Source organism: Novosphingobium sp. AP12 (assembly GCF_000281975.1).
Classification (GTDB): Bacteria; Pseudomonadota; Alphaproteobacteria; order Sphingomonadales; family Sphingomonadaceae; genus Novosphingobium.
Map to the genome: position 1 here is coordinate 42590 of NZ_AKKE01000127.1, position 25145 is coordinate 67734.

The window sequence follows — 25145 nt, forward strand, 5'->3', positions numbered from 1 at the left end:
ATGGCGATCGCCGGGTCCGGTGGATCTCATCCTGGTCAGTCGATCGTCACGGTCACCGCGCGGCGGTTCTGCGCCCACGACTGCTCGTCGGAGCCGAGCGCGATCGGGCGCTCCTTGCCGTAACTGATGGTGTTGAGACGCGCCGGCTCGACGCCGAGGCTGATGAGGTAGTTCTTCGCCGAATTGGCCCGACGCTCGCCCAGCGCGAGGTTGTATTCGCGGGTGCCGCGCTCGTCGGCATGGCCTTCGATCGTCGCGCGCTTGGCGGGATACTGCGTCAGCCACTGCGCCTGCTTGGCGAGCGCCTGCTGGTCCTCGGCATCGACGTCATACTTGTCGAGAGCGAAGTAGATCGTGTCCGAACCCATCATCTTGGCGACGAAGTCCGCCTGGCTGCCCGGGGTGGCGACGCCCATCGAGCCGGTGCCGGTGTCGGTGCTGGTCGCCGGGCCGGGCTCGGGCGGAAGCTGCAGGGGAGCTTTCTTCGCGCAGGCCGAGATTGCCAGCGCGCCCGCGACGACGAGCATCGTGGCGCCGACGCGGGTGTTGCGCGCGAGGGAGGGGGAGGTAGGCATCGGGCAAGTCTCCTATGCTGCTCAGCCCGTATGAATGGCCGGCATGTTCTGAAGTTCCGTTCAATATTTAACACAGCCAACCTGAACGACCGCCAACGAATCGCCGCCCGTCGTTCAGGATTGTGCTGATCAGGGGCGCACGGGGCCCCAGGCGGGGTCGGATGCACCCACCGGAGTGGGCAGCTTGCGCTCGTTGCGCCCGGTCAGGTCGACCTGCCAGATCGAGGCGGTGCCTGAGGTCTTTGCGGTGCGGAAGAACTGGACGATGCGTCCGTTCGGCGACCAAGTCGGCGCCTCGTCCTGCCAGTTGTCGGTGAGGTGGCGCATGCCGCCGCCGCTCGGGCTCATGACCGCGACCCGCAGGTTTCCGGCGATGTGGGTGAAGGCGATCTGATCGCCGCGCGGGCTCCACTCAGGCGTTGCGGCGCGCCCGCCGAAGAAGCTGATGCGGCGCTGGTTCGAGCCGTCCGCACCCATTACGTAGATCTGCTGGCTGCCCGAACGGTCGCTCTCGAACACTATCTGGCTGCCATCGGGCGAATAGGACCCGCCGATGTTGATGCCCGGTCCGTTGGTCAGCTTCTGCGGCGTGCCGCCGCCGGCCGAGGAGATGCGGTAGATGTCGGTCGTGCCGCTCTTGGCCATCGAATAGAGCACCCACTTGCCGTCGGGCGACCAGCGCGGTGCCAGCGTAGGTGCGCCGGTGCGCGCGACCAGCGTCTGCCGGTCGGTGGCGAGGTCGTAGGAATAGATGCTCGGCTGGCCGTTGAGGTAGGACAGGTAGAGGATCTTGGAATAGTCGGGCGAATAGCGCGGGGTGAGCGCCATGGCCTGTCCGCTGGTCAGGTAGCGGTGGTTGGCCCCGTCCGAATCCATGATCGCCAGCCGCTTCATGCGGTGATCCTTGGGTCCGGTCTCGGCGATGTAGGCGATCTTGGAATCGAAGAACGGGCTTTCACCCGACAGACGCGAATAGACCATGTCGGCGCATTTGTGCGCGGCGCGGCGCCAGTCGGACGCGGGCACCTGCCAGCCGCCCTTCACGAGCTGCTGCTTGAGGGCGACGTCGTAGAGGTAGCAGCCGACCGTCAGGTTGCCGTCGGCACCGGCACGCACGTAGCCCTGCACCAGCATGTCGGCGCTACGCGAGGCCCAGGTGCCGTAGTCGGGCGCCTGGACCTGCGCATAGGCGGGCTGAGGCAAGCCGTCCGGGCCGGACGGCTTGAACAACCCGTTGTTCTTGAGGTCGCCCGCGACCACCTGCGACAGCGCTCGGCCGAGCGCGCCGGTCGTGCCCGCGTTGGTGCGGGTGGGCACGTCGGCGTCGGTGGCGAACGAGGTGATCGCGATGCCGAGGTCCTGCCACTCGCTTTCGTCCGACACGGTGACTTCGAGGCCGCCGTCTTCGGCAGGGGCGGGGGGCGTGGCCGGCACCACCTGGGCCAGCGCGGCGCCCGAGGCGACCATCGCGCCCGAAAGCATCAATCCCAGAGCGAGGATACGGGTTATCTTCATTGCGATAGCCTTCTGTCAAAGTTGGTCGTCACGACCTTCCAGCCCTCGTAGAGGTCATCGGGCAGTTTGAACGGCGCGGCAAGTTTCACCGCGCGGATGGCCTGTTCCTGGTGTCGCGCGACCTGCGCCTGGTTGGCGGGGGTCTGGCCGGTGGTGCTCACCACCTGCGGCTCCCCGGCAAGGCTGCCGTCACGCGCGAGGCGGAAGCGCACCTTGGTCACCAGCTGCTCGACGTCGGCGCCCTGCGGTGCCTGCCAGTGCGGCTTGAGCTGCCGACTGATCGCCGCGCCGAGCGCCGAGCGGGCCGCCGCGCCGATCTCAGCAGCGGGAGCGCCCGTCCCGGCCGGAGCCTTGGCGCCCGGCGTGCCCTGCTTGAAGGCGTCGTCGAACGCGCTGCTGCCCGCCTTCTTGGGCGGCGACGCCGCGGTCTTGCTGGTGCCGGCGGTATTGCCCGGAGGCGCCTTCTTCGGCGGTGTCTTGACGATGCGGTCGATCGGGCTCGACTGCCGCGACGGTGCAGCCGCGGGTTTGGCAGGAGCCTTAGGTGCCGGCTTGGCGGCAGGCTTCGGCGCCGGCTTGGGTGCCGGCTTGGCGGCAGGCTTCGGCGCCGGCTTGGGCGCCGGTTTTGGAGTGGGCTTCGGCTGAGGCTTCGGGGCTGGCTTGGGGGGCGCCTTTGGAACGGGCTTAGGCGCAGGCTTGGGCGGCACTGGCTTGGGCGCAGGCTTGGGGGCGGGCTTGGGAGGCGCGGGCGCCGGTTCTGGCTCCGGTACGGGCCGGGGTTCCGGCTGCGGCGCCGGCGCGGGCTCCACCGGCTGCACGGGCGCGGCTTCGGGAGCAGGCTCGCCGATCTCCGGGCTCTTGTCGGGCGCCGCCTGGGCACTCGGGTCCGGAGAGGTCGAGGTCATGCCGACCTCCTCGCTGATCGTCACCTCGATGCGCTGCGGCGGCTTGACCGTGTCCTCGTCGCCGACCTTAAGATACAGGATCGCCCAGAGCACGGCCGCGTGCAGCGCGATCGCCACGACAAGGCCGACGCCCTCGTCTTTTCGCAGTCCCGTGGATGCCATCAGGTCGACCCTAGGCCCCGCACCTTAACCACCGCTGACATCGGTCACCAGCGAGATCGAGGTGAAGCCGGCGCGGTTCAGCTCGCCCATGACTTCCATCACGCGGCCGTAGTCCAGCGCCTTGTCGGCGCGCAGGGTGACGAGCGGCGGCTTGCCGTCCGGCCCTGCAGGAGTGGCGGCTAGGCGGTCGGGCAGTTCGCCCGGCGCCAGTTCGTCGGCCTCGTAATACACCGCTCCGTCGCGGCTGAGGGTGATGACGATCTGGCCCTGCTCCTCGCTCATCGCCTTGGCCCGGGTTTCGGGCAGTTCGATCGGCACCGCCGCCTTCAGCAACGGGGCAGTGACCATGAAGATGATGAGCAGCACCAGCATCACGTCGACCAGCGGCGTGACGTTGATCTCCGCCATCGGCCCGCGCGAACGGCGCCGCCCTCTCCTGCCGCCACCGCCGCCGGACATGCCCATCGCCATCAGCGCTGCTCCAGCTGGCGGGTCAAGGCGGCGTGAAGGTGGTCGGCGAAGCGCTGGAGGCGTGCCTCGAAGCCGTTTACCTTATGCGAGAAGCGGTTGTAGGCGATGACCGCTGGGATCGCCGCGAAAAGGCCGATGGCGGTAGCGAACAGCGCCTCCGAAATGCCCGGCGCGACGACGGCGAGCGAGGAGTTCTGCTGCGCGCCGATGTCGAAGAAGCTCTTCATGATACCCCACACGGTGCCGAACAGACCTACGAACGGCGCGACCGAGCCCACTGTCGCCAGGAAGTTCAGCCGGTCGGAGAGCTTGTCCGCCTCCTCGCCCACGGACGAGTTCATGATGAGGGCGATGCGCTGGCGCGCGCCTTCAGGATCGACCTTGCCGGTGGCGTTGCGCCGGAACTCGCCCAGACCCGCACCCGCGACCTTGCCCATCGGCACATCGCCGCGCTTGCGTTCCTTCTGGTAGGTCTCGAAGTTCTGGGCCTCCCAGAAGCCTTCCTCATACTCGTTGCAGCGGCGCGAAACCGCGCCCATCCGCACCGTGAAGGTGACGATGATCGTCCATACCCAGACGCTAGCCAGCAGCAGCCCGACCATGATCGCCTGCACGACGATGTCTGCATCGAGGAACAGCTTGACCGGGTTGAGGCCGCCGGAATCCCCGGCGAAGTGTACGGTGGAGGCGAGCAGGTCGAGCGTCATTCTTGTCCTTCCCGTCCGGCAGGGCCGGGGTTTTTGATCGGTTCTAGCGAGGCGAAAGCGGCTTGCCATGCCTCGGGTTGTCGGCGTGGTCGTCCTTCAGGACTGATGAACCCGACCTTTACCGTGGCCTCGCAGAGCCGCGCCGCGCCGCATCTGGCGGTCTGGCGCAGCGTGGCGGAGACGCGGCCGACGGTCTCGGCCCAGGTCTCGATCACCACCGCGTCGCCCAGCCGCGCAGGCGCCAGGTAGCGCAGGTTCGCCTCGGCCACGGTGTAGAGGCCGGTGCCCGCCTCCAGCGCGGCGCGCTGGTCGATGCCGAGCACGTCGAGCAGGTCCGAGCGTGCCCGCTCGAACCAGCGCAGATAGTTCGCGTGGTAGACCACCCCGCCCGCATCGGTGTCCTCGTAGAACACGCGTAGCGGATAGCGGTGGACCTTGCCGTCGATCACGCCCGGCTGTGGGGTGAGCGCGGCCGATGCCGGGGAAGCAGGGTTGTCCGTCATTCCGCGCGGTTGTGTAACGGGGCGACCGCCGACTTCAACCCCGATGCCGTGGAGAAGCACGCTCGCAGGCTGAATTGAAGGGTAAATTTTCCGTGGATGGAAAATCCCCGGCCCGCCCTTACTCCCCGATCATCTGGAAGAACTGCCGCCCGCCGAAGATGTGGACATGTAGGTGCGGCACTTCCTGGTGGCCATTAGTGCCCATGTTGACCATCAGGCGGTAGCCCGGCCCGTCCAGCTCCAGCTGACGCGTGACATTACCGACCGCGCGCATGAAGCCGGCGATCTCGGAGTCCTCGGCCTTGGCGGTGAAGTCGTCCCACGAGACGTAGGCGCCCTTGGGGATTACGAGGACGTGGACGGGCGCCTGCGGGCGGATATCGTTGAAGGCCAGCGCGTGCTCGTCCTCGTAGACCTTCGAGCACGGCAGTTCGCCGCGCAGGATCTTCGCGAAGATGTTGTTCTCGTCGTAGGGTTGCTTCGGGTCGATCGGCATCTGTCTCTCCGGTTGGTCGGCAGGTCAGTCCTTCGGGCGCGCGGCCTTCTCGGCAATGCCGGAAGTGCCTTCGCGGCGGTCCAGCTCGGCCATGACGTCGGCGAGCGGGACGTCCCGGTCGGCCAGCAGGACCATGAGATGGAACACGAGGTCCGCCGCCTCCCCGACCAGCGCCTCGCGGCTTTCGGTCAGCGCGGCGATCACCGTCTCGGTCGCCTCCTCGCCCAGCTTCTGGGCGATCTTGCCGGTGCCCTTGGCCTTGAGGCGGGCGACGTAGCTCGAATCGGGATCGGCGCCGAGGCGCGTGGCGATCGTCGCCTCGAGGCGCGCGAGGGTATCGGGACTGCTCATTCTTGCGCAGATGCGGCGCGGCGCGGGCGCGGTCAAGCGCCGGTTGTCAGTCCTCGCCGCGCTTGGACGAGAACTTGCGGCCGATCGCGACGCCGGCGACGCCGAGGCCGAGCAGCAATATGCTGCTTGGCTCAGGCAGAGGGATGCCGCCCGCCGCATGGGCAGGGCTGGACGCCGCGAACATCGGGACGAGCGCTGGCAGGTAGCTGAGGATTTTCACCGGGGGTTTCCTGCTGGTCGATTCTGACAGGGGGCAGATCGCTGCGTTCTTGCATTGCAGCAAGCCCGGTTACGCGGTTGTCCCGATACGGGGCTGTTGGCAGAAGAGGGGTTGCCGATGCGGAGTCAGCCCCGTGCCGGGAGACCCGCCGCCCGCAGCGCAGCATGAGCCTCGCCGATCGAGTGCTTGCCGAAATGGAAGATCGAGGCCGCCAGCACCGCGCTGGCATGGCCCTGCGTGACGCCAGCCACGAGATGGTCGAGATTGCCGACACCGCCGCTGGCGATGACCGGCACCGAGACCGCGTCCGCGATCAGGCGCGTCAGCTCGAGGTCGTAGCCGTTCTGGGTGCCGTCGCCGTCCATCGAGGTGACGAGCAGCTCGCCCGCGCCGAAGCCCGCCAGCTTCACGGCATGGTCGAGCGCGTCGATCCCGGTCGCCTTACGGCCGCCGTGGGTGAAGATTTCCCACCGGCCCGGCGCAACCTTGCGCGCATCCACCGAGGCGACGATGCACTGCGAGCCGAACTTCTCGGCAATGTCGGCCACAACTTCGGGGCGCGAGACGGCGGCGGAGTTGACCGCCACCTTGTCCGCGCCGGCCAGCAGCAGCGCCCGCGCGTCCTCGGCCGTGCGCACGCCGCCGCCCACAGTGAGCGGCATGAAGCAGACTTCGGCAGTGCGCTGCACCACATCCAGCAAGGTGCCGCGTCCTTCGTGGCTGGCGGAAATGTCGAGGAAGCACAGCTCGTCCGCCCCGGCGGCGTCATAGGCGCGCGCCTGCTCCACCGGATCGCCGGCGTCCTTGAGGTCGACGAAGTTGACGCCCTTGACCACGCGCCCGTCACGGACGTCGAGGCAGGGGATGACGCGGACACGCACGGTCATTCAGGTCACTCCACGGGCTTGAAGAACAGCAGTACGGCGAACACCGCCACCACCGCGCACAGGACGAAGTTGAAGGCGGTATAGAGGCGGAACCGGCGCGGATCGTCCTCGCGCCGCACGGCCACGGTGGAGCGGCGGCGGCTGAACAGCATCAGGCGGACCTGGCCCTCGCGGTAGTCGCGCACAGCCCAGAGCACGCCCGGCACGAAGATGGCGAGCGCGAGCACCGCGATCAGGCGGTTGTCATTCACCCCTCGCGCTCTGCCATCTGAATCGCCGCTGCTAGGTCGAGGCGACCTTCGTAGAGCGCGCGGCCGGTGATGACGCCCTCGATCCCGTCGCGCGCATGGAGCGCGAGCAGGCGGATATCGTCGAGACCCTTGACCCCGCCGCTGGCGATCACCGGGATATCGACTCGGCGCGCCAGATCGACCGTAGCGTCGATGTTGACGCCTTTGAGCAGGCCATCGCGGCCGATGTCGGTGAACAGCAGGCTGGCGACGCCCGCATCCTCGAAGCGGCGGGCCAGATCGACCACGGCGACGTCAGAGACGTCGGCCCAGCCTTCGGTGGCGACCATGCCGTCCTTCGCGTCCACCGCGACGACGATGCCGCCGGGAAACTCCTTGGCCATGTCGCGCACGAACTCGGGATCCTTGAGCGCCGCCGAACCCATGACCACGCGCGAAACGCCGAGGTCGAACCAGCCGGCCACCGCCTCGCGGGTGCGGATGCCGCCGCCCAGCTGCACGTGGCCCGGGAACGCCTCGAGGATGGCCTCGACCGCTTCGCGGTTCTCCGCCTTCCCTGCGAACGAACCGTCGAGATCGACGACGTGGAGGAACTGCGAGCCGGCCTCGGCGAACATCGTCGCCTGCGCGGCCGGGTCGTCGCCGTAGACGGTAGCGCGCGCCATGTCGCCTTCGGCCAGGCGCACGACCTGGCCCTGCTTGAGGTCGATGGCGGGGAATACGATCATGCTCACGGCTTCCAGTCGAGGAATCGGGTCAGGAGAGCGAGGCCGAAACCCTGGCTCTTCTCGGGGTGGAACTGCACACCGACGACGTTGTCCTTCGCCACCGCCGCGACGAGGCCGCCGCCGTGGTCGGTCATCGCCGCGATCGTGGCTCCGTCGTCGGGCGCGAAGTGGTAGGAGTGCAGGAAATACGCCTCGCCCGCCTCGATCAGCCCGCTTGCCGGGTCGTGGCGGCCTAGCGCGACGTCGTTCCAGCCCATGTGCGGAATCTTGACCATCGGATCGGTGCGCTCGATCAGCTCCACCTGTCCGGCGATCCAGTCCAGCCCCGGCGTCTCGCCGTGCTCAAGCCCGCGCGTGGCGAGGAGCTGCATGCCCACGCAGATGCCGAGGAACGGCGCGGCGCCGACCTGAACGCGCTCGGTCATCGCCTCGACCATGCCGGGAATGCCCCAGAGCCCCGCGGCGCAGGCCTTGAACGAACCCACGCCCGGCAGGACGATGCGGTCGGCCGCGCGTACGACCGCGGCGTCTGCGGTGATCGCCACGTCCTCGGCGCCCGCGGCGCGCAGCGCGTTGGCGACCGAGTGGAGGTTGCCCGCCCCGTAGTCGATCAGCGCCAGCGTCACTGGAGGCCGACGATGCTGTCGTCGAGGAAGCTGGGTGCCCATTCGATCACTTCGGCCTCGGCTACACCGCCGGCGACGAAGGGATCACGCGCGGCGAGCGCGGCAATCGCGTCGCGGCTCTCGCCCGTGGCCAGGATGATCCCGCCTTCGCGGGGAACCTTGCGGCCCCAGCCAAAGAAGTGGCCGTCCTCGTGGTTCGCTTTGAGCCACGCTACGTGATCCTTCATCAGCGCATCGACCTGCTCAATGGGGGCAGTGTAGGTGAGCGAGATAATGAAGCTGGCCATCAGAGTGTCGCCTGTCCCAGAATGCCCTTGGTCGAGGGGATTGCCCCGCCCTTGCGCGGATCGAGTTCCACCGCCTGCCGCATGGCGCGAGCGAAGCCCTTGAAGATGCCTTCGCAGATGTGGTGGTTGTTGCTGCCGTAGAGCAGTTCGATGTGGAGTGTGATGCCCACGGCCTGCGCTATCGAATGGAACCAGTGCTCGACCATCTCGGTGTCGAACTCACCCAGCTTCTCCTGCGTGAAGGCGGCCTTCCACACGAGATAGGGGCGGCCCGAGATGTCGAGCGACACGCGGCTCAGCGCCTCGTCCATCGGCGAGTTCACGTCGCCGTAGCGGCCGATCCCGGCCTTGTCGCCCAGTGCCTGGGTGATGGCCTGGCCGATCGCGATAGCGCTGTCCTCGGTCGTGTGGTGCTGGTCGACGTGGAGGTCGCCCTTGATCCGGCAGGTGATGTCGATCAGCGAATGGCGGCTGAACTGCTCGATCATGTGGTCGAGGAACCCGATCCCGGTCGAGACCTGGTAGGCCCCGATGCCGTCGAGGTTCACTTCGACTTCGATGTCGGTTTCGTGCGTCTTGCGGATGATCGAGGCTGTGCGCATGGTTGGGCCTATAGACCCGTGGCGGACAGAATCAATCGCGCAGGGGGTCTATCGCGGCCCAATGTTACGCGAAGGTACTAAGCCCTTTTCCTTGGATAAAGGAGGGAGTAGGCATTTTTCACGTTGGTAACGGGTTGACCCCGTGAGGAACCATGAGCACGTAGGGCGCGATGAACGATACCCCGCCAGACAGCATGATCCCCTACGATGAAATCGTGCAGGAGGCCCTGCGCGCCGTCGTCGGCCGCGTGCTCGGCCAGGTCGAAGCCGGTGGCGGCGTCCTTCCGGGCAGCCACCACTTCTACATCACTTTCAAGACCGGCGCGCCCGGCGTCAGCATTCCCGCTGACTTGCGCGCCCGGTTCCCGGACGAGATGACGATCGTGCTCCAGAACAAGTTCTGGGACCTTGGCGTCGGCGAGCGGGGCTTCACCGTGAGCCTCAGCTTCAATCAGATGCCGGCCAAGCTCGACATTCCCTTCTCGGCGATCACTGCCTTCGTGGACCCCGCCGTCGATTTCGGCCTGCAGTTCCAGGCCATGGCCGACGACGACGATGAGGACGACCTGTCCGCCGCCGCCGGCAACGACGAATCGGAACGCGACGTCGCCTCGCGCATTACGCCTAGCGAGGACGGCTCCAACGTCGTCTCCGTGGATTTTGGCAAGAAGAAGTGATCGGGCGGCATCTCGCCCGCAGCTGACAGGGCTAGGGCGATGGCAACCGGATTCAAGCAACAGGCTAAGAAGGCGGCGAGCGTCGTCAAGGTCGCGCCTGCCGGTCTCAAGAAGCTGGCGGACAACGGCGGCGAGCTGCACGGGCCGAGCCCGAACCCGGCCACCAACCTCATCATCGCTGACATCGCTCTGCGTACCGGCACCACGTTGGCGCGGCGCGCGGTGGAGCGCGGGGTGCTGGGCGCCAGCTATTCGCCGCGCAAGGCCAAGTCGATCCTGAAGGGCCGGACGATGACCGAGACCCTGCTACACGGCGCCCTCGCCCGCGTGGCCCTGGGCTCGATCCCCGGCGCGATCGTAGTCGGCGGCGCGCTCGTCGCCAAGACCCTCTACGACCGCAGTCGCGGCCGCCAGGCCCGCGCGGAAGGCGCGGCCGAGCTTCACGAGCAAGCGGTGGAGGGCGCAGAGGAGTAGCGCCGGGAGCCTCGGTGATGAGGTTTCGTCCGGATTTTACCCAAACCGGCGGCTCTTCGCCTTGATTTGCGCGTAATCCGCCGCCATCGGGGGCCATGGTCCTGCACGCAAAGCCCTCGGCCGACCCTTCCCCGGCTTCCACCGGCACGCTGTCACGGCGCGGCCTGATGTTCATCATGTCCTCGCCCTCGGGCGCAGGCAAGACGACGATCTCGCGCATGTTGCTGGAACACGATCCCCACATCTGCAACTCGGTATCCTGCACTACGCGCCCGCCCCGCCCCGGCGAGGTGGACGGCAAGGACTACCACTTCGTCACCCAGCAGCAGTTCGACCGCATGGCCGAGGACGGCGACTTCCTCGAATGGGCGACCGTCTTCGGCCATAGCTATGCGACCCCCAAGGCGCAGGTGAAGGCCGGCCTCAAGGACGGGCAGGACTACCTGTTCGACATCGACTGGCAGGGCACCCAGCAGCTCTACCAGAAGCTCGAACGCGACGTCGTGCGCGTGTTCCTGCTGCCCCCCAGCATCGAGGAACTGCGCCGCCGCCTCACCGGTCGCGGCACCGACAGCGCCGAGGTCATCCACGGCCGCATGGAGCGCGCGCGTTCGGAAATCAGCCACTGGGACGGTTATGACTACGTGGTGGTCAACGATGACATCGAAAGCTGCTTCGAGCAGGTGAAGAAGATCCTCGCCGCTGAACGTCTGCGCCGCGCCCGCCAGACCGGGCTGATCGGCTTCGTGCGCGAGCTGATGCAACCGGGCGACTGACCGCGCCCGTCCGGCGACCCACGCACCCTTGCCCCGGCCAGCTTCTCGCTCTAGGCCGCGCCGCGACAGTTTCAGCCTTTCGGAGACCAAGCCCATGTCCGACCTCGCAGCCCAGATCGAAGCCGCCTTCGACGCTCGCGACACCGTCACACCCGTCAGCGACGACGTGCGTAAAATCGTCGACGAGGCGCTCGAGCTGCTCGATTCGGGTCAGGCCCGTGTCGCCGAGCCGGACGGCCAGGGCGGCTGGAAGGTCAACCAGTGGCTCAAGAAAGCCGTGCTCCTCAGCTTCCGCCTCTCCGACAACGCCGTGATCGACTACGGCGCCGCCGGCGCGCCCGCGTTCGACAAGGTGCCGCTCAAGTTCGCCGGCTGGGACGAGGCCCGCTTCAAGGCCGCCGGCGTGCGCGTCGTGCCCGGCGCCTGCGTCCGCCGCAGCGCCTACATCGCCAAGGGTGTGGTGCTGATGCCCAGCTTCGTGAACTTGGGCGCGCACATCGGCGAAGGCACCATGGTCGACACCTGGGCGACCGTCGGCTCCTGCGCCCAGATCGGCAAGAACGTCCACATCTCGGGCGGCGCCGGCATCGGCGGCGTGCTCGAGCCGCTCCAGGCCGGCCCCGTCATCATTGAGGACGGCGCTTTCATCGGCGCGCGTTCGGAAGTGGCCGAGGGCGTGATCGTGGGTGAAGGTGCGGTGCTCTCGATGGGCGTGTTCATCGGCGCTTCGACCAAGATCGTCGACCGCGCCACCGGCGAAGTGCATATCGGCCGCGTTCCGCCGTACTCGGTCGTCGTCCCGGGCGCCCTGCCCGGCAAGCCGCTGCCTGACGGCAACCCCGGTCCCTCGCTCTACTGCGCTGTCATCGTCAAGACCGTCGACGCGCAGACACGCTCGAAGACCGGCATCAACGAACTCCTGCGCGACTGAAGCGTCTACGCTCGGGGCGGGCGGCGGAACGCTACCCGCCCTGGCGTGTTGTTCGATGCAAAGGGGCCATCTTAGGCTCCGTGCAATCGGAGGCGCGCCATGGAAACCCAAGGTCAAGAAGTCCATCTCGATACGGAAGAAGCGCGCGGCGGCGAGACCAGCGGCGTCATGCGTTACGTCCTGCTGATCAGTCTTGTTCTGGCCATCGTCGCCATGACTGCCGTGTGGCTGACCGGCGCCTTCACAACCCCAGAAACCGGCGGCAATGCCGACACCGAGAAGGCAGTGGCCGAACAGGCCGACAAGGCGAACTGAGCCGGTGGCGACCGAATTTCGCACAGGCGCCAAAGTGCGCTGGCACTGGGGTGCTGGCTCTGCAATCGGCAAGATCGCCGAGCGCTTCGAGCGGCGCGTCAGCCGCACCATCAAGGGCAAGCGAATCGCCCGCAACGGCACCCCCGAGAATCCCGCCTACTTGATCGAGCAGGACGATGGATCGCGCGTGCTCAAGCGGGCTTCCGAATTGGAGCGTGCCTGACATGGGGGACCTTGATCGTTTCGTGCTCGCTCAGGACGAGGTTTACGCCCAGGTCAGGGCCGAACTCGTCCTCGGCGAGAAGCGCAGTCACTGGATGTGGTTCGTCTTCCCACAACTGGCGGGTCTCGGCACCAGTCCGCTGGCGAGAACCTATGCCGTGAGGAGCCTCGAAGAAGCGCGCAGCTATCTCGCCCACCCCGTGCTAGGCCCGCGCCTCGCGGAGTGTACCCAGCTGATGCTCGGATGGGCGGGAAGCCGCAGTGCCGTCGCGATCCTGGGCACAATCGACGCGATCAAGTTCTGCAGCTGCATGACCCTGTTCGAACTCGCCGCGCTGGATAACGGCAACGGCGCGGAGCGGTTCAGTCATGCGCTCGACAATTTTTGTCAGGGGCGCCGTGACGAACGGACGCTGCAACTGATGCCAGCCACCTCCAACCCGCGGGCCCGGCGCGCCGGGAACTTTTTCCCGCGCCTTCGCGTTGTGTGAGACGGCCTGGATAACGTGCGGCCATCGAGACTGCCGTCGGGCCGACGGGAGACCCGTTATGGAACGTGTCGGTGACGAAGTTCATCTCCACGACGACGAAGCGAGAGGGGGCAGCACACCTCATATCGTCCGTTATGTCCTGATCGCCAGCCTGATCCTCGCCATCATCGCGATGTCCGCCATCTGGATTTCACGCGCGCTCTACGAACAGGCGCCGCGAGGCCAGGCGGTAACCGCCGAGCAGCACGCGCTGGGCAGCTGATTTCGGTCGATAAGGATCGGGGAATACAGGGTGAAATTGGCAGGAGCCGTCTGCGTGGCGGTTGCCGAAAGCATCCTTGCGGATGCGATCCCACCCCGATGCCGCCCCTTTCGCCCCCGGCGAATGGTTCGACAACGCTGCCTACGGCTCCTGTCAAATCTGACGACCCGAAGTCGCCATCTCCTGTGCAAGCCGGATTAGCCGCAATCCATTTCCAAGTTGTTAACGCGCTCGAAAACCACGGGACCCCGGGCGATCCGGTGACCCGGCTCGATCCTGTAAGAAATAACGACATTTGCCGCATTTCGGCCGGCGTCAGCTCGCTCTGGCCTGCCACTTGCGCTCGGCCACACGCCGCAGCGCCTCGTTCACCGCCGCCAGCCCCCTGCCGACCTTCTCCCCAAGGGCGCGCGAGATCATGCCGCCCAGTGGTCCGCTCATGATCTCGCCGTTGGTCACCATGCAGGCGGTGGGCGAAAGTTCGTAAATCTCGACGAATCGGTAGGTCTTGAGCAGCCCGCCCAGTCCCGACATCCCGTATTCGAGCCGTTCGTTCGCCTCCATCAGGAGCACTTTCGCCGCGCCGCTCTGCGGCTTCATGCCTTCCAGCCTGACCTTGAAGCGAACCATCGCGCCCGGCTCCGCCCGGCCCCGGCTTACCACGTAAAGGGGGTTCCAGTCCTGCCAGCCTTCGAAGTCGGCGACGAAGTCCCACACCAGTTCCGGCGGGGCGGCGATCTCGATCCGGTGGCCCAGGCACTTGCCGCGAGGGCGGCCGGGCATATCGTCGCAGCCGGGCAGTTCGTAAGGCGACGGCTCCCGGCTCACAGCAAGCCCTTGGCCAGCGCCCGCCAGTGCGGCAGCAGCACGTCAAAGCTGCCCCCCTGAGGCCCCGCGATGACCTGGAGACAGACATGGTCGGCTCCGGCGTCCAGATGCGCCTGCACCCGCTCGGCGGCGGCCTCCACGCTGCCGATGGCGAACAGCGCATCCAGCAGCCGGTCGTCACAGGCATCGATCTCGGCCTCGCTGAAGCCGAGGCGCAGCCAGTTGTTCCGGTAGTTGGGCAGTTGGCGGTAATGCGTGAGCGCACCGAGCGCCAGTTCCCGCGCCTTCGCCGGGTCGGGCTCTAGGATCACGCCTTGCTCCGGGGCCAGCAGCGGCCCTTCCCCAAGGATCGCCCGGGCCTGCGCGGTATGCTCGGGCGTCACGAGATAGGGATGCGCGCCCGATGTCCGCTCGCCCGAAAGCGCGACCATCTTCGGCCCTAGCGCGGCGAGGCAAAGGTTATCGCGCGGCATGTCGGCGGCGAGCAGCCCATCGAGGAAGGCCGAGGTCACTTCCAGCGGCTTGCCCCATTTCTCGCCGATGATCGGGCCGTGGCTGATGCCGAGGCCGAGCAGCGTGCGCGCCTTCCACTCGGCGGGCAGGGCCGCGAACCACGCGGCAAGCTCGGCCGGTTCGTGCTTCCAGATGTTGAGGATGCCCGTCGCGATCGTCATGCGCGAGGTGGCCCCCAGCAGCCGCTCCACGTCGGCGGGCGCGCCGTCGTCGATGCCGCCGGGAATCCACACCGCCCCGTAGCCCAGCGCCTCGAGTTCCTCGGCCGCCGCGCTCGACCGCGCCTTGTCGCCGAAGCGCATTTCCAGCGACCACAGGCCGACTTTTCCGATCGCGGGCACGGTCATGGCTCTCTCCTCCATCTATGGCCTGCGATCCTGCGATCACCGCCCTGCCCCTTCAAGGCCTTTCGCCCTCACCCGGCCGGCATCGCCCCAGCGACCAAAGCAGCCTCGCGCCCCGCCCGCCAAACGTCCAGTTGATCGGACCCGGTACGCAGCCTAGCCCTTTGGAATGGGAGAGTTCGACTACATCATCGTCGGCGGAGGCAGCGCCGGCTGCGTGCTTGCCAACCGTCTCAGCGCCGATCCGAAGACGCGCGTCCTGCTGCTCGAGGCGGGCGGCAAGGACGATTACATCTGGATTCGCGTGCCGGTGGGCTACCTCTACTGCATTGGCAACCCGCGCACCGACTGGTGCATGTCCACCGAGGCCGAGGAAGGTCTGGGAGGACGCGCCCTGAAATACCCGCGCGGGCGAGTGCTGGGCGGCTCGTCGTCGATCAACGGCATGATCTACATGCGGGGGCAGGCCGCCGACTACGACGGCTGGCGGCAGGCAGGCAACACCGGCTGGGGCTGGGACGACGTGCTCCCGTACTTCACCCGCGCCGAGGACCACTACGAGGGAGCCAGCGAGTTCCACGGCGGCGGCGGCGAGATCCGGGTCGAGCGCCAGCGCTTGCGCTGGGACATCCTCGAAGCCTTCCGCGACGCCTGCGGCGAGCATGGCATCCCGCACTCCTACGACTTCAACACCGGCGACAACGAGGGTGCGGGCTTTTTCCAGGTCACCCAGCGCAAGGGCTGGCGCTGGAGCGCCTCGGACGCCTTCCTGAAACCCGTACGAAGCCGCGCCAACCTCAAGATCGAGACCGGCGCTCTGGTCGACCGCGTGATCGTCGAGGAGCGCCGCGCGGTGGGCGTCGCCTATTCGGTCGGCGGCGTGAAATGCGAGGCGCGGGCGGGCGGCGAAGTGATCCTCGCGGCAGGCGCGATCGGCTCCCCCGCGATCCTCGAGCGCAGCGGCATCGGCGGCGCGGCGCGGCTGTCAGGCCTCGGGATCACCCCTGTGCTCGACCGCCCTGAGGTCGGCGCCAACCTGCAGGACCACTTGCAACTGCGTTGCGCCTGGCGCGTCTCGGGTGTCGCCACGCTCAACGCGCGGGCGGCGAACCTCTTCGGCAAGGCGCTGATCGGCATGGAGTATGCACTGCGCCGCACTGGCCCGATGGCGATGGCACCAAGCCAGCTCGGCGTCTTCACGCGCAGCCACCCGAGGTACGCCACCGCCAACCTCGAATACCACGTCCAGCCGCTCAGCCTCGCGGCCTTCGGCGGCGCGCTCGACCCGTTCCCCGCCTTCACCGCCAGCGTCTGCAACCTCAGGCCCGAGAGCCGGGGCTCCACCCACGTCACCACCGCCGACCCCGCCATCGCACCCTCGATCCGACCCAACTACCTCTCCGCCGAGGAAGACCGCCGCGTCGCCGCAGAGGCCATCCGCATCACCCGCGGCATCGTCGCCGAGCCCGCGTTGGCGAAATACCACCCCGAGGAAGTGCGCCCCGGCATCGCCTTCCAGAGCGAGGAAGACCTCCAGCGCGCGGCAGCCGAGATCGGCACCACCATCTTCCACCCGGTCGGCACGGCAGCGTTGGGTACGGTCGTCGATCCCGAGCTTCGCGTGATCGGCGTGGGAGCCCTGCGCGTGATCGACGCTTCGGTGATGCCCGCGATCACATCGGGCAACACCAATGCGCCGACGATGATGATCGCGGAGAAGGGGGCGGAGATGGTTCTGGCTGCAGGAAAAGCTCAGCAGTCCTCCCATCCGGCCCCGGGCCTTGCCTAGACCAGCAGCTCCCGCGTGCGCTTGACGATCTCGCCGACGTATTCCCGCGCCGGACGCCCGCTTTGCGCCGCCGCCATCAGCGGCACTTCGAGGCCGAGCACCTGCCCCCGAGGGAGCGCTTCCACGAATTCGCGCATCGGCAGTTCGCCCTGCCCGGGGATCATGCGGCCCGACATCGCCTCGGTCATGTAGTCACCCTCGGCCTTGCGCGGAGCGTCGCTCAATTGGACGTGGCCGATCAGTGCGGGGTCGAGTTCCGCGATCTGCCGCACGGTCCCGCCCGAGCGGAAGAAGTGCATCGAATCGATCAGCACCGTCGCCTTGCCCTCGCCGATGTGGCGAACAGCATCGAGCGCCTCTGGCAGCGAGCGGATGGTGAAGATCGGGCAGAACTCGATCGAGAACTCCATGCCCCTCTCCTCCGCCATGCCCGCCAGAACCGCCAGCTGATCGAGCGCGCGGTCGCGCTCCGTGCCCATGTCCACTGCGTTGACGCGTAGCGCGCCGAGGTCGGCGAAGAGGTCCATGTCGGCGGCGCGGTCGGCGGCGTCGAGGTCGGGTGAGACGCCAAGCCCCTCGGCGATCGAGATCGAGATGCCCTGGTCCGCCAGCACGGCCTTGAGCTCACGCCGCAGCCCGGCATCCTCGCGCAACGACCAAGCGGGGTAGCCGTGCGGGTTGAACCGCTCCGGCAACTGCGCAAGCCCCATCGAGACAGCCTTGCAGCCGAGATCGGCGGCGAGCGTCACATGCTCGACCGGACCGAGCCCGAGCACGGTCAGCAGTTCCAGCCCCAGCGGATGACCCATGAATGCGATTCCTCTCCCGTTTGGGCAGGATATACAGGCTTGCGCGCGCACCGACACGGGCAATTCGCATGGCTCTGCCGGGGGCGGCAAAAACGAAGGCGCGGCAGTGGTGGCTCCGCCGCGCCTTGCGCTTCTCCCCTTCCTTGGCTCCTCGCAAAGGGCCCAGCCGACCCTTCGCGTCATTCTCCCTGCGATGTTCTGTTCTTCCACCCTTGGCCCGGCTTTGCCGTGTGCCCTCAGACGAGCTTCTTCTGCAGCCGCACCAGCGCGCGATCGATTTCGGCACGGGCGTTGTCGCCGACCTCACCCTCGACCACCCGGTAGACGATCCGTCCATTCTCCAGCGAATAGGCCACTGTCGCCATGCCGTCGTTGAAACTGGCAAGGTAAAGCGCCGGCTTGCGCTGGATAAGGGCGAGATCGTCCGCTCGGGGAACCAGCGTGTCGCGCATGTAGTAGGCGCCTGTCATAGCGCTCTTTTCCACGTGCGTGTCGGCAGCGTGCCCTGGACCGGAAACCGCCATCACAGACAGGACTAGACCCGCCTGCAATGCTGTCAGGAATTGCTTCATGACAAACATCCTCTCCCGTGGCGGTACCGACATGGGCCCGTCATCTGGTGAGACAATTCGTACCATCGGCGATGGTTTCCCGGAAGCGAACAATCCTCAGGAACCTTAGGAATTCCGCCGTTTCCGCGCCGCAAAACGATATCCGTACTAGCTGGTTCGCCCTTTTCGGGCCCGTCGCTGGGACGGCTGGAGAACGCCGATCTCGGCCGCCGTAGCGGAAAGCGCCGATCCGGCGCCCCATCCCGTCTCCGGATCGTCACCGAACGCGCTAATCTCCTTTCTGGACATCGCCCTGACGTTTATGGTGCATGCTGCAGCCGCAAATGCGGCCGCTGAGCGAAAATCGGCCCGAATCGCCCGCCGTCGGTGGGTTTCGGAACCCTCCCGCCGGGCCCGCGTTGGACGGACCGGCACGCGACTACCCACCAGAAAGGCCCCGAAAATGACCACCAATAACGCCTCCGCCCGCTACGAAGGTCTCGGCAAGGACGGCAAGGGCTCGATCAGCACCAAGTCCGGCGTCCTCAGCGAGCAGCCCTACGGCTTCGGCACCCGCTTCGAGGGCAAGCCCGGCACCAACCCCGAGGAACTGATCGCCGCCGCCCACGCCTCGTGCTTCACCATGGCGACGAGCTTCGCGCTGGCCGCCGCCGGTCATGCTGACGGCACGCTCGATACCCAGTGCACCGTCACGCTCGACAAGGACGGTGACGGCTTCTCGGTCACCAAGTCGGCGCTGACGCTGACTGCCTCGATCCCCGGCATCACGCCCGAGGACTTCGCCCGCATCGCCGACGAGGCCAAGGCCGGCTGCCCGATCTCCAAGCTTCTGAAGTGCGAGATCACGCTCGAGAAGTCGCTGGTCGGCTAAGCCAGACTGGCTTTCACCGGCCGCATCGGCCAAGGCGAACAGGCGCGGCGACCATCGCCGCGCCTGTTTTGCCTGAAGGACCAGCGCCATGGCCGGTGACGACGAAGACTACGTCTATGACGAGGAAAGCGGCGAGTGGCTGCCCGCCGGCGAACTTGCCCAGCGCCGCGCTGCTGCCGACACTATCGAAGTGCGCGACGCCGTCGGCAACCTCCTGGCGGACGGAGACCAGGTCACGCTCATCAAGGACCTCGACGTCAAGGGAGCGGGGCAGACGCTCAAGCAGGGCACGCTCATCAAGTCGATCCGCCTGACCGGTGACCCGCAGGAGATCGACTGCAAGTTCCCGGGCATCAAGGGTCTCGTCCTGCGCGCGGAATTCGTCCGCAAGCGCTGAGGCCAGGAACGCGGACCCACCTGCGGCGTTCAATCGGGCGGAGGGGTAGTCGGAGCAAGCCGCCATGCCTGGAACCCGGACCCTGATCGCCGCCGCCCTCGCGGGCACGATAGCCCTGGGCACGCTGGCGGGCGCCGCGATCCCGGCGAACATGAAATCTTCGGCGGCTCCCGACTGGCGCGAAACTTACCGCGCTGCGCCCGCGATGGACGGGCAGGACTACTACGTCGAACCCGCTCCGCAGGACCTTGCGCCGCCCATGGCGACGACCTCGTGGCTATACTCCTCCCCGGGTGCCGCCCGGGAGGACGTCGCCCTTATTCCCTACGCCTATGACGACGATGAACTGGCGGACGAAGATACGCTCCCGGTCGGCTACGACCCTGCCGAACCTGCCCCTTCGGAAAATGCCTCCGCCGATCAGCAGGCCTCCGCCGCACAGGAAGTCGCGGAGGAGGTGAAGCAGGCCGAAGCGGAAGCCGCGCCGCGTCCAGCCACCGCCTCGTAGCCGCCCTCACTCGCCCTTGGTGCGTGGCCGGCGTTCGGTCCATGCGCAGCCGCTGCGGGTCTCGGAGCCGATCTGGAGCGTCGCGGCAAATGGATAGCGCGCATCCGACATGCCGTCGGTGCATTGGGTCGGCGTGACCGCCAGCGTCACCGCGCCTGCCTTCAGCGTCCCGCTATAGGAAACCCCGCCCCGGCCGGCAAAGCGGCTCACCGCCGCCGTCTCGCCCTTCGCGTTGTCGGGCGTCGTGTAGGTCATGCCATCGGCGCTGACCTTGCCGCCCCAGAACGGCTCGGTTCCAAGGAAATGCACCGTCTCGTCGGCGGCGATGCCGTTCCACGGATGGTGGTCCGTCGCGTCACCCGGCACCTGTTCTGCTGCCGAATGACATGCTGCAACAGCGAGCAGTACAAGGGGGGCGGCAAAACGAAGCGGTTTCGAGATGGTCATACCCTCGTCTACTCCAGTTGCAGCAGGCCAAACAACCCCGGCGCCGAAGCGAATCACTACCGTCATATTAAGGAAGATTCGGCTGATCGCCGGCTGCGAGGCGCCCAATCAACGGGTCGAAACGATTTTTCCGGACACGTCGTTCTCACCAACTGCCCAAAAAACGGGCAAAAATGGGGCTTGTTGCAAAACGCGCAACACCGGGTTCCCCAATTGGAATTGCACGACTGACCCACATCCGCTTTTGCTGCAACGCAACAAGACCACAGATGCTCGAGGCGATTTTCCGGCCTCACCAAGTTAGGGATTTTGCCATGTTCAAGACCGTGTTCGCCACCGCAGCTCTCTCGCTCCTCGCCGTTCCGGCCGTCGCCCAGGCGAACGATGCCCGCGAGTTTTCGCACGAGGGCGTGAACTACGCTTATACCACCCAGCAGAAGGGCAAGGTTACCGTGATCGACGGCAATACCTCTGCCGGCGTGCCGTTCCGTCTCTACGTCAAGGGCGACCGCGTTTCGGGCACCTACAACAGCCGCTACGTCTCGTTCACGACTGCCGAAGCTGCCAAGCTCAACCTCGGCCAGTAATCGCGCAGCTGCGCACCCGGGCACTTCCTCTCCCAACGCCCGGATGAAGCAGCGCCGAACAGGGCGCCGTCCCCCTCGAGCGGGACGGCGCCCTTCTTGCGTCCGCTTCCCGCGTTCAGCGCGCCGACAGCAGGGCTGGCCTATTCGCAGCTTCGGGCATGGTCAGATATCGGAGATGAAATGGCTGCGGGCAAACTGCTCCTCCTGCTGGTCGCGGGCGGCCTTGCCGGCGCGGCGTTCGCCGGAATGACCACCGGCGTGATGCGCCCCTACCGTGACCGCGAGGCGGTATCGGCCGCCCGTCCGCTTCAGCCGCAGGCGAATGACGGCACCGCGCCCTATGCCACCCCTCCCGCCAACCCTTCGTGGCTGGACGAGGGCGTCTCGCTTCTCGATTCCCCCGCCTGGCCCTTCGGCCACGGCTCGCAGGACGAGGACGCTTCCGCCTATCCCGCCCCCGGGGACGATGCGCCCTATGGCTACGGCCAGCGCGAACGCGACGACGCTGAGCGCTATGACGACGATCCGCGTTACGACGATGGCCGCTGGGACCGCGAAGACCGCCCCCGCCCGGGTTACCGCACCTTCGATGGCTATGCCGCGAACGCCTACCCGCCCGCCTCCGTCGACGAGGGCGGGTCGTCCGACCGCATGGAGCGGCGCCAGCCTGCGCAGCGCCAGGGCGACACCGCATCCGATGCGGCCAGCCGGGCTGCCGATGTCGCGCAGGACGTCATCGCCGCCGAACACGGCAGCTAATCAGTCGACGCTGGCCCGCAGCCCCGCGGACCTCTAACACTCCGTCCATGCACGAACCCATTGCCGACGCTTCATTGGCGCGCGAAGACATCGAGCGCATGCTCCCCGGCCCACGCCACCTGATCGACTGCGATCTCGAAGGCGCCGACCTTGCTGGCCTCGACCTGTCGCACTGGACATTCGAGCACTGCGCACTGCGCCGCACCGACCTCACCCGCGCAAGACTGGAAGACACGACGTGGAATGCCTGCCGCGGCGCCTTCGCGGACTTCGCGGAGAGCGACCTGACGGGCGCCCGGTTCCTGTCGTGCGATTTCAACAACGCGGTATTCCGCCGCGCCACGCTCGACGGCGCCCGCTTTACGCGGGGCAAACTCACCGGCGCGGACCTGTGCGAAACTCGCGCCGTGGACCTCGTTTTCGACGAGACGTTGCTGGTGAATGCCCGGCTCGTCGGCCACTCGTTCCGCAAGGCCCGGCTGGAAAGGATCGACTTCTCGCAAGCGGACCTCGCCAAGTGCGACTTCCGGCAGGCCAGCTTCACCGACTGCAGCCTGCGCGAGGCCAACGTCGAGAGCGCGCGCTTCGACGGGGCGGACCTGCGCGGCGCCGACCTGGGCGGCCTCAGGCTCGCCGACGCCCGCGTGCTGCGGGGCGCGACGATATCGGCTGCGCAGGCCGGTCAGCTGCTCGGCGAACTCGGGATCAACGTTCGTTAGCGGAAAGGCGCTCGATATTGGCCTGCACGGCGCGGCGGTAGTGCTTGAGCGTGCGGCTGCAGACGGTGCTGGGGTCGTGGCCGAGCTTGCCGCTCGCCAGGGCGAAGCCCAGTTCCCAGCCGGCCCAGACCTTCTCCGCGACCATGCGCACCATCTCGTCGCCCGCGCCCATGTCGCCCTGGCCGATGCGCGCGGCGCGCAGCGCTATGACAGAATTGGCCTCGACCCACAGTTTGCCGGCGTCGTCCAGGAGACCTGAAGCGTCGGCAAGGTTTTCGGCGAGGGCGGTGTCTGACTTCATCTACGGACGCTCCTGCACCCCGCCCGCGCGCAGGAATTGCGCACGGTGCGCGGGCACCGGCCGTCCTCGGGAATCCTCGGGAAGAGAGCCCACGGCGCGACCCCGCGCCGGGTTGCTCGGCGCTCCATACCCCATCGCGCGGCGCGGCCCAAGGGCTTTACGTAAACGAGAGCGTCAGGCGAGCGTGACAAACACTTCCGCCTCGATCACCCACTCGCCCGCGACCTCGCGCCACTTGGCGGCGTAAGTGCCGGACGCCTCCGCCTTTTCGGAACCCGCCGCCGCGCCCTGCCAGCGCCCGTGCTCCATGGCGATCGACTCGACAGGCGAAGCGACGACATTCCCCGTCGTCCGCACATAGACGATTCGCCGGGGGTGCCCGAATTCCCGGCGCCAGACTTTCACCTGCGCCATCCGGCCGGCGATCACGGCGCTGTCGGTGCCGGTGACCATCACGCAGTCCCTTGCGAGCAACGGCCCGATCGCGGCGGCGTCACCCTCGGCGATGGCGCGGTTGAACGCCGCGCGGCGGGCGCGGATGGCAAGCTCGGCCGAGGCGCTCACGGCCGGACCGGATTGGCCGCGATCTCGCCGACGACGGTATTCCAGCGCCGCACGGTCCAGCGCTCGACGAGGCCGTTCTTCACGTAGGGATCGGACTTGGCAAACGCCTCGGCAGCTTCAGGGCCTTCGCCCGCGAACAGCAGCAGCGCCGCATCGACCGGGTCTTCTACCGCACCGCCCAGCAGGAGTTCCCCGCGCTCGGCAGCCTCCCAGGCGAGCGTCAGGTGCTCGGCGCGGTGGACGGGGCGGCGCTCCAGATAGTCGGGCGCGAGATGATAGGTAAGAAGGTAGTGGTTCATGCCCGCATCTTGCCGTCATGCGGGCGGCGAGGGAAGCCCGGCGACCTCAGGAACAACCCTCGACATAAGTCAGTGTGGGCATCTCGCCGACGTGGATCAGGCCGACCTTGCCGTCCGCCTTGATCTCGAAGCGGAGCGCCGATTCGCCGGGCCGGGCGTTCGGCGCGGTGAGGTATTTAGCGGGCGCGTCCTCGTACTTGTGCGGCTCCTCGCGGAAGCCGGCGAACCACTTCTTCACGTCCGCCTCGCTGGCGCCGACGCCGACGCCCTCGGCCAGCTTCACGGTCGAGCGCTGGCCCAGCGTGATGCGGCGGACGTCGCCCTTCTCGACGATGGCGTAGACCCCGGGATAATCGGGCGACGTGACGGTGCGGCAGGCATCGCTGGTCTGTGCGCCGCGCTCGGCCCACGAGCTGCCCTTGGGCACGGGCTGCCCGATGCGCAGCGTGCCGAGACCCTCGAGGCCGAGAACGTCGGCCGACGGCGCGGCGGAAGCGGGCGCCGCTTCGGTCGGCGCGTCCGTCGGCGCGGGGGAGGCAGGCACCGAGGTTTCCTCGACTGTCGCGGCCGTCGATGCGGTGTCGGCCGGCTCGGTGCCCGAGCAGGCGGCGAGCGAGAGGGCCATGAGGGCGGAAACGCTGATCGCGGCGATGTTTCTCATGGGATGGGAAACGGAGCGAGGTGCGGCGGGTTCCATCTTCTCCCACACTCCGCGCGTCACCCCGCCGCGAGCACAGGGCGAGCGGCGGCGGTTTCAGGCCTCCGCCAGATGGTCCTGAAACCACGCCGCGAGTTCGTCTTCAGACAGTTCGCCGGCGGCGAGGGCGAGCACGGTATCGATCGCCTCCTTTGGCTTGAAAGCGATCGCCACTCCGTTGTGCCGCAAAAACAGGCGGGCGAGCACCCATGCCGTGCGCTTGTTACCGTCGCTGAAAGGGTGATTACGCGCGACACCATAGGCGTAGGCGGCGGCCAGCACGCAGCGATCGTCCTCGCCGTAGACCCATTTATTGTGAGGACGCGCGATCGCGCTTTCGAGGGCACCTGCGTCCCTGACGCCCGTGGCGCCGCCGTGCTCGGACAGCTGTCGGTCGTGGATTGCAAGCGCCAGCGCGCTTTCGAGCCAGACCGGCTCGGCGCGCTCGTTCATCTCACGCGCCCGTTATTTCGCCAGGACGCGCAGGATATCACGATCCTCGCGCATGATCGCCTCGGCCGCTTCCATCTTGGCGGCGAAATCCGGATCGGCGGCAGTGAGGCGCACGCCGTCGGGCGATTCCGTCAGGTGCAGCGTGTCTCCGGGCCCAACGCGCAGAAGCGCCAGCACCTCCTTCGGGAGGATGACACCGGCGGAATTGCCGATCTTGGTGATCTTGAGAGTCGCGTTCATACGAATGTTATAAT

41 protein-coding genes are annotated in these 25145 nt (G+C 67.4%); 15 read left to right on the forward strand and 26 right to left on the reverse strand.

Annotated elements, in window-relative coordinates:
- Window positions 1–35: 35 nt before the first annotated feature.
- The 15 genes from pal to hisB all read right to left on the reverse strand — a co-directional run bounded on the left by pal (window position 36) and on the right by hisB (window position 9286).
- A complete protein-coding gene (gene pal / locus PMI02_RS18445; protein ID WP_007685619.1) occupies window positions 36–575 on the reverse strand; it encodes a peptidoglycan-associated lipoprotein Pal in 540 nt (179 codons plus the stop codon).
- 129 nt (window positions 576–704) lie between these two features.
- Window positions 705–2090, reverse strand: coding sequence for a Tol-Pal system beta propeller repeat protein TolB (gene tolB / locus PMI02_RS18450; protein ID WP_007685621.1), 1386 nt, complete (start codon window positions 2088–2090; stop codon window positions 705–707).
- The gene (locus tag PMI02_RS18455; protein ID WP_007685623.1) at window positions 2087–3157 is read right to left on the reverse strand and encodes a hypothetical protein; all 1071 of its coding nucleotides are present in this window, start codon (window positions 3155–3157) and stop codon (window positions 2087–2089) included. Before PMI02_RS18455 ends, tolB begins: the two co-directional genes overlap by 4 nt.
- Window positions 3158–3181: 24 nt before the next feature.
- Window positions 3182–3628, reverse strand: coding sequence for a biopolymer transporter ExbD (locus tag PMI02_RS18460; protein ID WP_007685625.1), 447 nt, complete (start codon window positions 3626–3628; stop codon window positions 3182–3184).
- The gene (gene tolQ, locus PMI02_RS18465) at window positions 3628–4335 is read right to left on the reverse strand and encodes a protein TolQ (RefSeq protein WP_007685627.1); all 708 of its coding nucleotides are present in this window, start codon (window positions 4333–4335) and stop codon (window positions 3628–3630) included. Before tolQ ends, PMI02_RS18460 begins: the two co-directional genes overlap by 1 nt.
- Entirely contained in the window at window positions 4332–4838 is a 507-nt protein-coding gene (locus PMI02_RS18470) for a YbgC/FadM family acyl-CoA thioesterase (protein ID WP_007685629.1), read from the reverse strand. Before PMI02_RS18470 ends, tolQ begins: the two co-directional genes overlap by 4 nt.
- Before the next feature lie 118 nt (window positions 4839–4956).
- Window positions 4957–5334 (reverse strand): histidine triad nucleotide-binding protein, encoded by a 378-nt coding sequence (locus PMI02_RS18475; protein ID WP_007685630.1) that lies wholly within the window; start codon window positions 5332–5334, stop codon window positions 4957–4959.
- A gap of 24 nt (window positions 5335–5358) precedes the next feature.
- Window positions 5359–5685 (reverse strand): phosphoribosyl-ATP diphosphatase, encoded by a 327-nt coding sequence (locus PMI02_RS18480; RefSeq protein WP_007685631.1) that lies wholly within the window; start codon window positions 5683–5685, stop codon window positions 5359–5361.
- A gap of 46 nt (window positions 5686–5731) precedes the next feature.
- On the reverse strand, window positions 5732–5905 hold the full coding sequence (locus PMI02_RS18485; RefSeq protein WP_007685632.1) for a PEP-CTERM sorting domain-containing protein: 174 nt from the start codon (window positions 5903–5905) through the stop codon (window positions 5732–5734).
- Window positions 5906–6030: 125 nt separating this feature from the next.
- Window positions 6031–6792 (reverse strand): imidazole glycerol phosphate synthase subunit HisF, encoded by a 762-nt coding sequence (gene hisF, locus PMI02_RS18490; RefSeq protein ID WP_007685633.1) that lies wholly within the window; start codon window positions 6790–6792, stop codon window positions 6031–6033.
- A gap of 5 nt (window positions 6793–6797) precedes the next feature.
- Entirely contained in the window at window positions 6798–7043 is a 246-nt protein-coding gene (locus PMI02_RS18495; protein WP_007685634.1) for a hypothetical protein, read from the reverse strand.
- Window positions 7040–7771 (reverse strand): 1-(5-phosphoribosyl)-5-[(5-phosphoribosylamino)methylideneamino]imidazole-4-carboxamide isomerase, encoded by a 732-nt coding sequence (gene hisA / locus PMI02_RS18500; RefSeq protein WP_007685635.1) that lies wholly within the window; start codon window positions 7769–7771, stop codon window positions 7040–7042. Before hisA ends, PMI02_RS18495 begins: the two co-directional genes overlap by 4 nt.
- A gap of 2 nt (window positions 7772–7773) precedes the next feature.
- Window positions 7774–8397, reverse strand: a complete 624-nt coding sequence (gene hisH / locus PMI02_RS18505; protein ID WP_007685636.1) for an imidazole glycerol phosphate synthase subunit HisH — start codon at window positions 8395–8397, stop codon at window positions 7774–7776.
- Entirely contained in the window at window positions 8394–8684 is a 291-nt protein-coding gene (locus PMI02_RS18510) for a YciI family protein (RefSeq protein WP_007685637.1), read from the reverse strand. The genes hisH and PMI02_RS18510 overlap by 4 nt, the downstream gene beginning before the upstream one ends.
- Window positions 8684–9286, reverse strand: coding sequence for an imidazoleglycerol-phosphate dehydratase HisB (hisB, locus tag PMI02_RS18515; protein WP_007685638.1), 603 nt, complete (start codon window positions 9284–9286; stop codon window positions 8684–8686). Before hisB ends, PMI02_RS18510 begins: the two co-directional genes overlap by 1 nt.
- 170 nt (window positions 9287–9456) lie before the next feature.
- Between hisB and PMI02_RS18520 the strand changes: the two genes are divergently transcribed.
- From PMI02_RS18520 to PMI02_RS18555, 8 genes are all read left to right on the forward strand, one after another.
- Window positions 9457–9963, forward strand: a complete 507-nt coding sequence (locus PMI02_RS18520) for an SspB family protein (RefSeq protein WP_007685639.1) — start codon at window positions 9457–9459, stop codon at window positions 9961–9963.
- Window positions 9964–10002: 39 nt separating this feature from the next.
- Window positions 10003–10437 carry a hypothetical protein gene (locus PMI02_RS18525; RefSeq protein ID WP_007685640.1) on the forward strand — a complete coding sequence of 145 codons (435 nt, stop codon included), beginning with the start codon at window positions 10003–10005 and terminating at the stop codon, window positions 10435–10437.
- Between the two features lie 95 nt (window positions 10438–10532).
- Window positions 10533–11213 (forward strand): guanylate kinase, encoded by a 681-nt coding sequence (gene gmk / locus PMI02_RS18530; RefSeq protein WP_007685642.1) that lies wholly within the window; start codon window positions 10533–10535, stop codon window positions 11211–11213.
- A 94-nt stretch (window positions 11214–11307) separates the two neighbouring features.
- Window positions 11308–12144 (forward strand): 2,3,4,5-tetrahydropyridine-2,6-dicarboxylate N-succinyltransferase, encoded by an 837-nt coding sequence (gene dapD, locus PMI02_RS18535; protein WP_007685643.1) that lies wholly within the window; start codon window positions 11308–11310, stop codon window positions 12142–12144.
- Window positions 12145–12243: 99 nt separating this feature from the next.
- Window positions 12244–12459 (forward strand): hypothetical protein, encoded by a 216-nt coding sequence (locus PMI02_RS18540; protein WP_007685644.1) that lies wholly within the window; start codon window positions 12244–12246, stop codon window positions 12457–12459.
- A 4-nt stretch (window positions 12460–12463) separates the two neighbouring features.
- Window positions 12464–12682 carry a DUF2945 domain-containing protein gene (locus PMI02_RS18545; RefSeq protein WP_007685646.1) on the forward strand — a complete coding sequence of 73 codons (219 nt, stop codon included), beginning with the start codon at window positions 12464–12466 and terminating at the stop codon, window positions 12680–12682.
- A 1-nt stretch (window position 12683) separates the two neighbouring features.
- On the forward strand, window positions 12684–13172 hold the full coding sequence (locus PMI02_RS18550) for a DUF1810 domain-containing protein (protein ID WP_007685647.1): 489 nt from the start codon (window positions 12684–12686) through the stop codon (window positions 13170–13172).
- 58 nt (window positions 13173–13230) lie between these two features.
- Complete coding sequence (locus PMI02_RS18555) at window positions 13231–13434, forward strand: hypothetical protein (RefSeq protein WP_007685650.1); 204 nt, start codon at window positions 13231–13233, stop codon at window positions 13432–13434.
- A gap of 315 nt (window positions 13435–13749) precedes the next feature.
- On the opposite strand, the gene PMI02_RS18560 is transcribed toward PMI02_RS18555, so the two are convergent.
- Both PMI02_RS18560 and PMI02_RS18565 read right to left on the reverse strand, forming a co-directional pair.
- Window positions 13750–14262, reverse strand: coding sequence for an SRPBCC domain-containing protein (locus PMI02_RS18560; RefSeq protein WP_007685652.1), 513 nt, complete (start codon window positions 14260–14262; stop codon window positions 13750–13752).
- The gene (locus PMI02_RS18565; RefSeq protein WP_007685655.1) at window positions 14259–15122 is read right to left on the reverse strand and encodes a TIGR03620 family F420-dependent LLM class oxidoreductase; all 864 of its coding nucleotides are present in this window, start codon (window positions 15120–15122) and stop codon (window positions 14259–14261) included. The genes PMI02_RS18560 and PMI02_RS18565 overlap by 4 nt, the downstream gene beginning before the upstream one ends.
- Before the next feature lie 166 nt (window positions 15123–15288).
- On the opposite strand from PMI02_RS18565, the gene PMI02_RS18570 reads away from it, so the two are divergent.
- Entirely contained in the window at window positions 15289–16908 is a 1620-nt protein-coding gene (locus PMI02_RS18570) for a GMC family oxidoreductase (protein ID WP_007685657.1), read from the forward strand.
- Here PMI02_RS18570 and PMI02_RS18575 read toward each other — a convergent pair.
- Entirely contained in the window at window positions 16905–17717 is an 813-nt protein-coding gene (locus tag PMI02_RS18575) for a sugar phosphate isomerase/epimerase (protein WP_007685659.1), read from the reverse strand. The two genes, PMI02_RS18570 and PMI02_RS18575, sit on opposite strands and share 4 nt — an antisense overlap.
- A 236-nt stretch (window positions 17718–17953) precedes the next feature.
- Window positions 17954–18289, reverse strand: a complete 336-nt coding sequence (locus PMI02_RS18580; protein WP_007685662.1) for a hypothetical protein — start codon at window positions 18287–18289, stop codon at window positions 17954–17956.
- 442 nt (window positions 18290–18731) lie between these two features.
- On the opposite strand from PMI02_RS18580, the gene PMI02_RS18585 reads away from it, so the two are divergent.
- From PMI02_RS18585 to PMI02_RS25995, 3 genes are all read left to right on the forward strand, one after another.
- On the forward strand, window positions 18732–19160 hold the full coding sequence (locus PMI02_RS18585) for an OsmC family protein (RefSeq protein WP_007685664.1): 429 nt from the start codon (window positions 18732–18734) through the stop codon (window positions 19158–19160).
- A gap of 88 nt (window positions 19161–19248) precedes the next feature.
- On the forward strand, window positions 19249–19557 hold the full coding sequence (locus PMI02_RS18590; RefSeq protein WP_007685666.1) for an alkylphosphonate utilization protein: 309 nt from the start codon (window positions 19249–19251) through the stop codon (window positions 19555–19557).
- Window positions 19558–19621: 64 nt separating this feature from the next.
- Window positions 19622–20065 (forward strand): hypothetical protein, encoded by a 444-nt coding sequence (locus PMI02_RS25995; RefSeq protein ID WP_007685667.1) that lies wholly within the window; start codon window positions 19622–19624, stop codon window positions 20063–20065.
- 6 nt (window positions 20066–20071) lie between these two features.
- Here PMI02_RS25995 and PMI02_RS18600 read toward each other — a convergent pair whose 3' ends face one another.
- On the reverse strand, window positions 20072–20431 hold the full coding sequence (locus PMI02_RS18600; protein ID WP_238539110.1) for a COG3650 family protein: 360 nt from the start codon (window positions 20429–20431) through the stop codon (window positions 20072–20074).
- A gap of 395 nt (window positions 20432–20826) precedes the next feature.
- Here PMI02_RS18600 and PMI02_RS18605 point away from each other — a divergent pair, with 395 nt between their 5' ends.
- From PMI02_RS18605 to PMI02_RS18615, 3 genes are all read left to right on the forward strand, one after another.
- On the forward strand, window positions 20827–21099 hold the full coding sequence (locus PMI02_RS18605; RefSeq protein WP_007685669.1) for a hypothetical protein: 273 nt from the start codon (window positions 20827–20829) through the stop codon (window positions 21097–21099).
- A gap of 180 nt (window positions 21100–21279) precedes the next feature.
- Window positions 21280–21858, forward strand: coding sequence for a hypothetical protein (locus tag PMI02_RS18610; RefSeq protein WP_007685670.1), 579 nt, complete (start codon window positions 21280–21282; stop codon window positions 21856–21858).
- 47 nt (window positions 21859–21905) lie between these two features.
- Window positions 21906–22577 carry a pentapeptide repeat-containing protein gene (locus PMI02_RS18615; protein WP_007685671.1) on the forward strand — a complete coding sequence of 224 codons (672 nt, stop codon included), beginning with the start codon at window positions 21906–21908 and terminating at the stop codon, window positions 22575–22577.
- Here PMI02_RS18615 and PMI02_RS18620 read toward each other — a convergent pair.
- The 6 genes from PMI02_RS18620 to PMI02_RS18645 all read right to left on the reverse strand — a co-directional run bounded on the left by PMI02_RS18620 (window position 22564) and on the right by PMI02_RS18645 (window position 25131).
- The gene (locus PMI02_RS18620; RefSeq protein ID WP_007685672.1) at window positions 22564–22878 is read right to left on the reverse strand and encodes a hypothetical protein; all 315 of its coding nucleotides are present in this window, start codon (window positions 22876–22878) and stop codon (window positions 22564–22566) included. The genes PMI02_RS18615 and PMI02_RS18620 overlap by 14 nt on opposite strands.
- Before the next feature lie 174 nt (window positions 22879–23052).
- Window positions 23053–23442 (reverse strand): DUF4440 domain-containing protein, encoded by a 390-nt coding sequence (locus PMI02_RS18625; RefSeq protein ID WP_007685673.1) that lies wholly within the window; start codon window positions 23440–23442, stop codon window positions 23053–23055.
- On the reverse strand, window positions 23439–23741 hold the full coding sequence (locus tag PMI02_RS18630; RefSeq protein ID WP_007685674.1) for a YciI-like protein: 303 nt from the start codon (window positions 23739–23741) through the stop codon (window positions 23439–23441). The genes PMI02_RS18625 and PMI02_RS18630 overlap by 4 nt, the downstream gene beginning before the upstream one ends.
- A 46-nt stretch (window positions 23742–23787) precedes the next feature.
- Window positions 23788–24402, reverse strand: coding sequence for a hypothetical protein (locus PMI02_RS18635; RefSeq protein WP_007685676.1), 615 nt, complete (start codon window positions 24400–24402; stop codon window positions 23788–23790).
- Window positions 24403–24495: 93 nt separating this feature from the next.
- Window positions 24496–24891 carry a type II toxin-antitoxin system death-on-curing family toxin gene (locus PMI02_RS18640; protein ID WP_007685678.1) on the reverse strand — a complete coding sequence of 132 codons (396 nt, stop codon included), beginning with the start codon at window positions 24889–24891 and terminating at the stop codon, window positions 24496–24498.
- A gap of 12 nt (window positions 24892–24903) precedes the next feature.
- Entirely contained in the window at window positions 24904–25131 is a 228-nt protein-coding gene (locus PMI02_RS18645; protein WP_007685680.1) for an AbrB/MazE/SpoVT family DNA-binding domain-containing protein, read from the reverse strand.
- Window positions 25132–25145: the final 14 nt, after the last annotated feature.